Raw genomic sequence first — 11,207 nt, 5'->3', positions numbered from 1 at the left:
CGTTTGAAATTAACAGGCCTTCGCGCGGTTGTGCGGCGGCGGTCAATGGGCTGCCTTGAGCGCCCGGCGGTACTGCACGGCTTCCGCGACGTGGACGACCTGGACGGCCTGGGCGCCTGCGAGGTCGGCAATCGTCCTGGCCACTTTCAGGCAGCGATGAATGCTGCGGCCTGACCACCCTAACCGCGCTGCTGCTGTGTTCAGGAATTTCGCGGCCGCGTCATCGAGCTGGCATTGCGCATCAATGGCCTGGCCTTCCAGTGCCTGGTTGGTGGTGCCCTGCCGGGCAATAGCACGATCACGTGCCGTGGCAACCCGGGCCCTGATAACGGCGGTGGCCTCGCCCGGCGCCGCGTTGACCAGTTCATCGGCTGCGAGCGCACCCACCTCAACATGCAGGTCGATGCGGTCCAGCAGCGGGCCGCTGAGCTTGCCCTGGTAACGCGACACCTGTTCGGGCGAACAACGGCAAGCCCGCAAGCTCGAGCCGAGGTAACCGCAGGGGCAAGGGTTCATAGCTGCAACCAGCTGAAAGCGCGCCGGGAACTCGGCGCGCTGGGCGGCTCGCGAAATGGTGATGGTGCCGGACTCCAGCGGTTCACGCAGGGCTTCCAGGGCTGCCCGCGGAAACTCCGGAAGTTCATCCAGAAACAGGATGCCGCGGTGCGCCAGGGAAATTTCACCAGGCCGCGGCGGGGAACCACCACCGACAAGCGCAACGGCGCTGGCCGTGTGGTGAGGCGCGCAGGTGGGGCGTATCGCCCATTTGTCCAGCGTGAACCGGCCGCCCAATGACGCCACCGCTGCGCTTTCCAGCGCTTCTTCGGTGGTCATGGCCGGCAGAAGGCCCGCAAAGCGCTGTGCCAGCATGGATTTTCCGGAGCCTGGGGCGCCCATCATCAGTACGCTGTGCCCGCCGGTCGCGGCAATTTCCAGGGCGCGTCGGGCCGCCGCCTGGCCTTTGACGTCGGCCAGATCAGGATACGGGGACTGCCCCGAAGGCACGATCGGCTTGACGCGAGACCAGCCTTCCCCTGCTTCGATCGGGGTGTCGCCCGGCAAAAATTGCCTCACCACATCGAGTAAATGGTGCGCCTGAAAGATTTCGGCGCCGGGGACCAACGCTGCTTCCTGGGCGCTGGCCTCCGGTAGCACCAGCTTCGGCAGCTTCTCGGCGGCCAGCCGTTCCGGGCGCGCCAGGGCGAGGCTCATGGCAAGCGCTCCCCGAATGGGCCGCAAGTCGCCGCCCAGCGACAACTCGCCGGCGAACTCATAGCCTTCCAGTTTGCGGGCGTCGATCTGGCCGCTGGCCGCCAGGATGCCGAGCGCGATGGGCAGGTCGAACCGGCCGGGCGCGCCTCTCGACTCCAATATATACACCGATCGCGCACCGCTACTATTCCTTAGAGGCGCGGCAAGTAAGTAGCTATGTATCGAATCGGTGTATTGCGCTGAATTCTCGAATGAACCCAAAAGTATTAGGTTTGATTTAGCGTCTTCTTTATTGCCGTGACGTAGCCGTGCCAATAGATTAAACGTCCCGAACTAGTTTTGACCTCACCGAGAGCTCCTTGAGCCCAGCCTTGTTCGGCAAGAAAAGTGGAAGAAACAGCCCTGCTGAGTGCGTCTCGCTCCGAATTTGTAAGGGGAAAGACGGTCTGTGAGGTCGGCGTGGCGTTTTGAGTTGGGGGAGGCTTTTGAGGGGCCGCGCGCAGATCAATATTCAAAATTGTCGAGGATTTGAGCAAGTTCAGTTCAGCCCTTAAGCGATCGCGTTCGCTTAGCACCCCCTGGATCAGTCCTCTAACAGCCGGATCATCAATTTTGAGAAGGAGCGAGTCTGTGATTCGAGCTTCAATGTGCTTCGGTTTTAGCCCTGATCGGTCGCACCACTCCTGCCAGGCTGCGATCAAAGACCGATAGTCCGACGAAGAAGCGTTGTATAGCGCTCGATATGAGATACCCCCTCTGGACTCAGACAATTTCCCGATTGTGGCGAGGCTGAAGTCAAAACTTGTTTTGGCTTGTACTGCACAAATCTCATGAAGTAGTCTGAGATTTTTGATACGCTCCGGCCGGGGCTTCCGTGCCAGCAGGCCGTCTAGCGTCTCCTGGGGCTCAATTCTTTTTGTCATCACCGATACGTTTTGGTAGCGATAGCTGAACTGGCTGACTGCTCAGGGATGCACTCAGGATATTTTCGATATCGACACCCAACAGGGTCGACAATTTGATCTTGTTGTCGATAGCCGCAACGACAGCATCGCGACCACTATGCCAAGATTGCGGATTGCAAATCTGCGCTAAGTTTCGTACAAACTCGTTGCCAACCTTCAGCTGCTCCTCTTTGCTGAGAGTCAAAAACACAGGACGGATATTTTCATTTAAAAGTGCGGCATCAAGTAGCTGTCCGCGATGAATGATGGCAATGTCCTCAGTGCCATGATCTGGATAAAGTTCGACCGTTTCGCAGACTACGCACAATTGCAAAAGTTCGGAATCGGTATCTTTAATTGCAACCTCAAAATCCGAAACACTGCCACCAAGAACCAGAACCGACTTAGGTTTCAGTTCGTCAGTTTTATTCAGGGCATCACGGCACCGCTGAATTAACTGCCAGCAAGCTGCAAAGTCATCGATGCGATCATTGAACCGTGCTGCGGCGGACTCCAAGAGTCTCTCCACTTCAATCATTGCAGCCACCTTTTCAAAGGCTGCACCACGATTTTCGGCATCTGCTCGCTCGCCAACCATTTGAGAAAGGAGCCGCTCCTGTTTCGCGCATTCATCTCTAGCGCGGTCGAGGTGGTAGCCTATAACATTGCCATGGGCCACCAGCGCGGCAAGATATGGAGGTGTTGTGACGAACCATCGACAACGGGTGCAGTTGCGAGCGCCACCAGACACAGGCGCATGTATAGAGGCTCCCCCAGCATTCCTCACACACGGCCCACCGTTGTAGCACCCCCCAATACCGCTGGTGTCCTCCAAGGGGCTTGTATTCCCGCCTACCAAACATGCGCCGTGATGCATAAGCATCCATCCGGCCGGGTTTCGAGCGGCTGGATGCTCGGGGATAGCGGCGCCTAGAGCTGCTTCACTGTTGCAGATTGCTTGACGCACCAATTCCTGGTATTCGGTGTGACGCAGAAACTCAATGATGCTACGTTGTTTGTTTTGCTCCATTTGAATTGTTGCTTTGTTGATCTCAGCCTGCATTCTTTGCCCGTTGATTTTGGTGTAATACAACGTCATAAGAAGCCGGCTATGGCCCGCTAGTTTTTGCAGAATCGGAAATGGAAGCTCTCCGTCAATGGCAAGCGAAGTGATGATGGAAACCCGAAGACTGTGAAGCGGGAAATACGTTCTCCTTCGATTCCCGCCACTGACGTCTTGCTTTGTATCCTTCTTCCCGGATTCTGGTGAGGCTTCGCGCGGATATACCAGAACGATTGGACTACCGTCAGCATGACGCTCGCCGCGTTTCGCCAGACGCTCTTGGAAGGAACGCAGCAGGAAGTACCAGGGCAAATCAAGTATGAACGCTGCCAGTGGAAGGTTGCGTTCACCATTTTTATCCTCTGCAAGCCTGAAGAGGAAGCACGCATCCGGATAGGACGCTAGCTGCACATCACTTTTAGCATGAAGATGCCGGCCCAGGATCAAGTCGTTCCACGAAGTCCTACTGCGCACTGGGTTGTACTTTTCTTGCCAGTTTCGAAGCTTCTCTAGCCAGTAATAGACATCATTGTGGAGGGAGCCCAACGTGACCCACGGCATGGAGTAACCCTTAGCGGCACCGCTCTTGGCAATGTCGTTGGTTTTGTTGGTATTGATATACAGCTCCGTCCCACTCTTCATATCGTCCCGCATCAACATTTCACTGGAGTTCAATCGACGAAAAACACCTTGTTCAAGCGGCTTTCTTTCACTCCCTCCTCTGAGCGAGTTGGTATTGGGTATCCAAAGTCCCTCAGAATATCGCCAAGTGTCAGCTTCGCCGGAATCCAACATGCGCACTTGAAATGTTCTAAGTGGAAGAATCATTTTGGTAAGCAATGCGACCCAACGCACAGGGGACCACATTTCTAAAATCGGCGTCGCATCGGTCGGACGACTCCGATGCCGCCAAACACAATCTGGATCGGATGTGTCAATTTTTTCTTCGGAGACGCGATACCAGTCAGATCCCCGAACTCCTCTTTGATCAAGATCTGCATCTTTGGAGAAAAGGCTTTGCGCACGCTTCCAATCTCTAAAGTTAGGCCCCTGCGCGAGCATGCTGCGTAACTCGTCGACATAACCATAAGGAAGCGGCGAATAGACACTTTCTTCTCTCTTATCGCTGAAGCCTTGAATATGTGAAACTGGGTTATGAAAAGCCGGGCTTACGACAGATCGGCCATAGTCGTCCTCTAGACTGAATTGCTCAAGCAATAGCCATTGCAGAAACTCATGCACCACATTATTTAGCCCACGCCCGTAGCTTGAGTCACGACAACACAACTTGAACAAGTTCGGCAGCACCAGTCCACGAGAAAAGAACTCAGCGGGTGTGAGCAGTCCATGTTCGGGCTTCACCAGCCCGAGCAAATAGTCTCTAAAGAAAACGCGCAATCCGCGTAGGCGCAACCCAATATTGTTCGTACACACACTAAGCCATATCAATGCGTGACCGCGCCACACTTCGAGTTCAGGATATTCTCGAGATACCCATTCAAGTTCAATGTCTGCGTGATCGTTGACTCGTCGCCTGACCGGCAATTCACCTTTTTCTCTCGCCGCAGTGCGCCAATTTTTTATGGTGGAAGGGTTGATTCCCAATTCCAGTCCCGCTTTCACTGCGCCGACCGCAACTGCGCGTGAAACGGCGGCCTTACGCTGCGCTGCGGAGTAGGTATTGACCGCTTTCGGATGCGCCGCGGCCCAGATTTGCTCGACTGCCCCAATTCTCATACCTGTCTGACTTGCGACAAGCGGAGCATTTCCGTCGTTTTGCCTCAAAAGGTTGAGCGCGGCCTCTTTCTGCTCGGCGCTGTACTTGTATATATCCCATTGCGTGCCATACACCTTGACGTACCAATTCCTCAATGTAGATGGCCGGATATCAAGTTTTTGAGCCGCAAACCTAACGCCTTTTTCTGTCGCTAACTGCACAGCCTTTTCTTTGTCATCAGCGGAGTACTTAGGCTTCTTTAACCCGTGTACTTTTGTGATCCATCGCCTTAAATTAATACTTGATATATTCAGTTTCGAGGCAGCGAAATCAACACCATTTTCAACTGCCAATTGCACCGCCAGCTTCCTCTCCTCGGCCGAGGACCTAGTCTTTCTAGAGCCGTGTACCTCTCTATACCAACCCTTCAAAGTAGAGTATGAGATATCGAGTTCTAGAGCTGCGAACTCAATGCCTTTATCGGATGCCAACCTCACGGCTCGTTCCTTCTCCTCAACGGAGTAATTGCGGCCTCTTGAGGAGCCTGCATTTACGCACCAAGCTTGCAAGGTAGGGTAAGGAATACCAAGTTCTGCAGCCGCAGACTCAACGCTTTTTTCTGAGGCGATCCGCACGGCCCGCCCTATCTCCTCGACAGAGTATGTAACCCCTTTAGAGCCGTGTATCTTTCTGAACCATGATTTCAATGTAGGGTTTGGAATACCAAGTTCTACAGCCGCAAACGTAAGGCCTCTTTCAGATACCAACTGCACGCCTCGTTCCATCTCCTCGACGGAGTAACTGCGCTGTGTTGTTCCGTGTACTTTCCTTTGCCAGTTTTTCAAGGTGGCGTATGAAACACCAACTTCTATAGCGGCGAACTCAGTGCCCTTTTCAGACGCCAACTGCACGGCTCGTTCTCTATCATCAGCTGAGTACTTACGCCTTTTAATGCCATGCACATTTACCCGCCAACCTTGCACGGTAGAGTGTGGAATACCAAGCTCTAGAGCCGCGTGGTCATCGTCTTCTTTTACCGCCAACCGTACGGCTCGCTCCATCTCTTCGGCGGAATACGTACGCCTTTTTTCCGGCAGATGAACGCCGTTCTCAGCGCACCATTTATGGACGGCCGACTTACTGATTCCCATCTCAAGTGCTGCAGACGTTACACCAACCTTCTTGGCGAGTTCCATTGCAGTCTTGCGTAGTTCCGGTGTGAACTCCCCATAGATCCTAGCCATGCTGATTTCTCTTTAACCTAGAGCGAGTCGCTCGCCGAATCTAGGTCAGTAACCCATTTCGGCGGATTTTTCTGAATCAAACGTGATTGGGCCTTTTCCAGTTCGCTCTGAATCTTGGCACGTGACGGTTGCATATAGACCTCCTGGCTATCCAGTGATGCGTGATGCATCATGCGACGCCTAATTTCTGGGTGGATACCGGCTTCCTCCAATCTTTGCCCAAAGGCATGCCGGTGACCATGTGGTGTAGTGCCTTTAGCTTTTGAAACTTCCAGGCCGATACGGCGGCATGCCGCTGCATGTGCCTTACTGAATTGTCCGAGGTTGTAGGGGTTTCCTATCTCGCCGCCGTGCAGATTGACAAATGCAAAAGGATGGCTGCGATTTAAATGGACGATCTGCTTTAGATACTCACGCCATAGCTTCAGAAACAATTCACCAAATTGAGGAATAAACCAGTAGGCACGAAAAAAAATACTGTCGAATTCCTGCTCGTGCGCACCACCTTTCCAGCCAGCATGGCTTGCTCCAAGAATATGATGTCGCGGATCTAGATCCCAATGAGTTCTTAGATATGTCGCGCGGTCCGGTGGCACTTTCGCACGACTGCCCCTGTTGTGCTGGGGTGCCGCTCCTCGAGATGGATGGTGGATTAGGACGAGTGCTCTGTCTCTATTTTCAGGATCCAGCATCACATCTGACACATACAGATGAAATGGCTCCGACCTGCGGAACCCAGCCCCGTGCAGCAGCAAGGTTATAAGCATGCCGCGATAGTCCTGGCGCGATCCCACCTTAAAGCCCTTGAAAAGCAAGTCCATCAACCGGTCTTCGGGGAATCTCGGAGGTTCGTAACGATCAATAACCAATGGCCTCTTTGGGCGAACCGCTCTATTTTTTGGCTGCTCATCAATAGGGGCCCACGTATGGCCCAAAAAACTCCTGTCTCGTCGATATTGATATGCACACTGGTCAATAAACCGGTCGTATCGTCCAGCATCTCGCCGAGGATTGAGGCTCTCGCCTGTCCCTATGTGTTCGAAGAACTCCGAAAGTAGTTGGATGGAATATCCTGCAACTTCATGACTTGCCGGCCGCCAACATAGATTGCTAGGATCCGTGCCTTTTCCGAAGGTCCCTGTATAAAGACGTTGAGCAAAACCGCGAAACAGCGTACGGCGGTTGTGGTCAGCTGGGTGAACAGAAGCGTATTGAATAAAGAGCTTCACTGCTCTGATTAGTTTGTTCATCCATGTGAAGCTCTTTACGTGAGACAAGTCGATGCAATACTGCAGAAGTGGCTCGAGAACACCATACGGCGTCAGCAGCACCGGAATTTCAACCCATGCTCCGGTTTGATCCGTCAGAACTCTAGCCCGCACTCGTGTGAGCGCCATTGGCTGAAGAGCATTTTCTGCTTGTGATTGACTTTCTATCACTACGCCCAAGGTGCACCCCCCAACTTCCAGCTACTCATCGAGTAGTAGTGCTTAGATTCAAGGCCAAGAATGTTCAGGCCATGCGTCACAATGCTCGCCCGGGTACCACCTGTTAAGTTTGGTTGTTCGTGACCCGAGTCTTCGCGAAGAAATGACATCGCAACTGAAGAATCTTCGACGGAGGAACCCTTAGGGAGGGTCCGCAGATTGAGAAAATCTTGCCGGAAGAATCTCAGAACTTTTCTGCTTAAAGAGCTGTGCATCAAGCAAATTCTGACCTAGCGAATTCAATATTTCTAGGCTTTTTTTGGGACTACAAAGAATCACTTAGCGGAATGGTGCCATGTATATACCCAGCACCATCGCACACTTACATTGTTGTCTTTTGTCTTATCCGACGTGACCACCCAGAATGGTTCTGCGAGCTTAGAAAAGCTATGAGATATCTGTTTTTTTTGCGGATACTTGTACGAAGAGGACTCGCGCGATGGAGGAATTTGCTGGCGGATGAAAATTATGCCCATAGCGCCAGGACATAGTCCGCCTAGACGGTTAGTCAGGAGTTTCGCAGGCACATGCTTTCATTCGCCTCGGCCATCCCAGTCATTCAACTGCTGGCAATCCCGATCTAGCACAAGCGATTGAAAGCTGAGGCTCTGCGCCGCGAAGAATTGGCCAGCACCATACGGCTGACCAATCGACATACCTGGACAGGTTCAATCGAAAGGTAGAACGGGCAACTCCCCTTCGCGTCTTCTTTTGGTTACGGTGCGTCCAACTATCGCTTTTGAAGTAGCTGAGCAAAATCCATCAACAATCGTTGATCAGCGGCCACAAGTCCCTCCATGATTGTCGCAAGCTTGCGAGCCTGATCGTTCGGTAACGCGCTTGTTGCCGTCAGCAGATCACTAATGCCGACATCAAGCGCATCCGCAATGACCCATAGGCGCTCAAGCGAAGGCATGGAAATGCCGCGCTCGAACCGGGAAACTGTTTCCGCATCCACTTCCACTAAACCGGCAAGATCGTCTTGCGTCAGCTTGCCGAGCTTGCGCCGCTCTGCAATAGCGGCACCCAGTTGCCGTCGAAAGTCTTCAGGAAATTCCCTTTTTTTCTTACGTCGCACATCACATCCTTTGATTCGTATCAAAGTGTTGACAATCGACGCTCTATGTAGAATGATCTAATTTGTTGATAATCAACAAACAACATCTATATTTGCATTTGAAAACATGCTCTCTCAGACCTTGTCGAAGCCGCCCATGGACCAAGCCTCGAAGCGGTAACGGTCATCGTCCTGCCGGCCAGCGAATCTATTCGGCATATGGCGCTGTCTTCGAGCGCGAGACCTTCCCGAAGCCGGCTATCTATACAGTCGAAACCCCATGAATTCAACATGTTCCTTACTTACAAAGAGCACAAGGCGCCACTGAACCCTTTTGGGGATGGACTGACTCATTGGTGGGCCGCGGAACTTGCCCTCCAGCGACCATGGTTCCTCGTGTCGATCAGTCAACCAGATTCCATTGACGATGACTCCTTCCGAGTCAGCCGAACGATGTTGATATCGAACATTTCGGACGTGGAAGCATTGACGAAGCTGGATGTGGCAAGCCACCTCCAGCTTGACTCGGTATTCATCGTCACCCCGGGGCACTTCAACGGCACCAACCAATGGAAGATGGAACCTTTGCGGGCGGTCTGGCGGGCTGAAGAGCCGTCGGAGCATGGTCAGTTAGCCGATATTTACGAAACGGCAGAGGGTGCGACGTATGCCGACTCGATGCTAGCCACACCAGTCAAGCGGTTGCGCAAAAAAGTTCTCCACCACACTTTTCCTTTGCCGCAATAACTTTGCGTTGCCCCCCAAAAAACATCCACATGAAAAAATTCTTCAAAACCCGCATTGCCGTTGCGCTACTGGGCGCTGCTTCGTTTTCCGCCACAGCCGAGGAGCTGTACGTTTCCAACAGCACAGAACATCGAGCGTCAGCCGATGCGACGGCCGGCATCCCCCAAACCGCAACCATGACGGCCGGCGGCTACCCCATCTGGTTGCCGGGCGAGGGTTGGACGCTCCTGTCTGCGACGCCGTCCAAAGGCTTGCTGAATAAGGACAACCCAAGCACGGGTGAGTATGTTGTCAGTCGAACCAACTTCGTGCGCATGGAGAAAGGTGTAGTGCGTGACGTTCAGAGCGTTCGGGTTTCCCACGCCGAGAACAAGAAGCACACTTCCTGGACGAACCCAACCCCGTGTGGCGGGGGCGCCGGCGCGCAGGACATCTACGGCGTCGTGCTGAGTGCTGAACAACCGACGTTCACCCGCGGCACCAATTGCGCATTTGTCTCCGTTAACAAATACCAGTCCGGAGCGACGCCCGACATCACGCAACCCCAAAATGCAGCACCTCTTCAGAAACAGGCCATTCGTGTTGGGGTTCTCCGAGACGGCATGAACTCAAAGAAGCTTGACGTGACCTTTGACATCTTTCCGGATTCCGAAGGCTTCGCCGGTGGGTGGAGCAAATCGGAAATTGCAGCCGATCCCATCAAGAGCCAGTTCATTGCCCACCTCCAAAGCTGGGTGAAAACCCTTCAGGCTGCGGTCGACCAGGCGTATGAGGGCAAGCCCGACGCCTATAAAGAAATGGCGAGCTGGCGTGTCGGTGCCACGCTTCCAAAGCAGTAGTCGAAGGTCACCCCAGATTCCGCGGGAGTCCAGAGTGCTGTGAAATCCCCTGGCGAAATCGTTTTGTTCTGCGGCGACCCGCACGGGCAGTTTGGCCATATCCTGCGAACTGCCGACGAGTTGCGCGCATCAGCAGTCATATTGCTGGGGGACATGGAGCCAGTGCGGCCGCTGCACGAGGAGTTGGCACCGATTTCCGACAAGCTCTGGTACATCCACGGCAATCACGACACCGACAGCGAGCGCAACTGGAATCACCTCTGGGGCAGCCAGCTGGCGGATAGAAATCTCGACGGCCGGGTGGTGGCCTTGCCCAATGGCCTTCGGATAGCCGGCCTGGGTGGCGTATTTCGGGAAGGCGTCTGGTATCCCAGCCTGCCTACCCCACCAAAGTTCCGCAACCGCAGGGAGCATGTCAAGGTCACGCCCCAGCAAGATCGGTGGCAGGGTGGCGTGCCGCGCCAACACTGGTCAAGCATTTATCCAGACGAGCTGGATCGTTTGTCCTTGATGCAGGCGGACGTCCTCATCACCCACGAAGCGCCGGGCTATCACCACAACGGCTTTGACATCCTGGACACCCTGGCGCAGAGCATGGGAGTCAAGCTGACAGTGCATGGGCACCACCACGACAACCTGGACAGTTCCGATCGATGGGGCCAGCAGGGCTTCAGGAGTTTCGGCGTTGGCTTGCGGGGTATTACCGCCATCAACGCGGACGGAAACGCCACCGTGATCGTCCCCGGAGAGCTGGATGCGCAGCGGGACTTCCGGCAAAAATACCTGGATGTTTTCAAGAACGCGCCGCCATGAGCCCGATTCTCTTTCTTGACTTCGACGGGGTACTGCATCCGGAGCCACTCATGGCTAAAAAAAAACTGTCTCAGCTCCCTCTCT

Annotated in this window: 8 protein-coding genes; 3 read left to right on the top strand and 5 right to left on the bottom strand. The window is 54.0% G+C overall.

The annotated features are described in order from the left end of the window. Positions 1–42 precede the first annotated feature (42 nt). From AC1DY9_RS15530 to AC1DY9_RS15510, 5 genes are all read right to left on the bottom strand, one after another. Positions 43–1,371 (bottom strand): YifB family Mg chelatase-like AAA ATPase, encoded by a 1,329-nt coding sequence (locus tag AC1DY9_RS15530; RefSeq protein WP_477666985.1) that lies wholly within the window; start codon positions 1,369–1,371, stop codon positions 43–45. Positions 1,372–1,478: 107 nt separating this feature from the next. Beyond that, a complete protein-coding gene (gmtX, locus tag AC1DY9_RS15525; protein ID WP_477666984.1) occupies positions 1,479–2,135 on the bottom strand; it encodes a gamma-mobile-trio protein GmtX in 657 nt (218 codons plus the stop codon). Next, entirely contained in the window at positions 2,119–6,132 is a 4,014-nt protein-coding gene (gene gmtZ / locus AC1DY9_RS15520; RefSeq protein WP_477666983.1) for a gamma-mobile-trio integrase GmtZ, read from the bottom strand. Before gmtZ ends, gmtX begins: the two co-directional genes overlap by 17 nt. 65 nt (positions 6,133–6,197) lie before the next feature. Then, positions 6,198–7,577: a gamma-mobile-trio recombinase GmtY gene (gene gmtY / locus AC1DY9_RS15515; RefSeq protein ID WP_477666982.1), complete on the bottom strand. Its 1,380-nt coding sequence runs from the start codon at positions 7,575–7,577 to the stop codon at positions 6,198–6,200. A gap of 820 nt (positions 7,578–8,397) precedes the next feature. Next, positions 8,398–8,745, bottom strand: a complete 348-nt coding sequence (locus AC1DY9_RS15510) for a helix-turn-helix domain-containing protein (RefSeq protein WP_477666981.1) — start codon at positions 8,743–8,745, stop codon at positions 8,398–8,400. Between the two features lie 270 nt (positions 8,746–9,015). Between AC1DY9_RS15510 and AC1DY9_RS15505 the strand changes: the two genes are divergently transcribed. From AC1DY9_RS15505 to AC1DY9_RS15495, 3 genes are read left to right on the top strand one after another with little or no spacing between them, the layout of a single operon-like run. Beyond that, a complete protein-coding gene (locus AC1DY9_RS15505; RefSeq protein WP_477666980.1) occupies positions 9,016–9,471 on the top strand; it encodes a hypothetical protein in 456 nt (151 codons plus the stop codon). Between the two features lie 29 nt (positions 9,472–9,500). Continuing rightward, positions 9,501–10,310, top strand: coding sequence for a hypothetical protein (locus AC1DY9_RS15500; RefSeq protein WP_477666979.1), 810 nt, complete (start codon positions 9,501–9,503; stop codon positions 10,308–10,310). Positions 10,311–10,349: 39 nt separating this feature from the next. Further along, entirely contained in the window at positions 10,350–11,123 is a 774-nt protein-coding gene (locus AC1DY9_RS15495; RefSeq protein WP_477666978.1) for a metallophosphoesterase family protein, read from the top strand. Positions 11,124–11,207 lie beyond the last annotated feature (84 nt).

It is taken from the genome of Polaromonas sp. P1_F6, from assembly GCF_056405695.1.
Note: the sequence above shows the minus strand (reverse complement) of the source record. Positions and strands in the feature narration are given on the sequence as shown.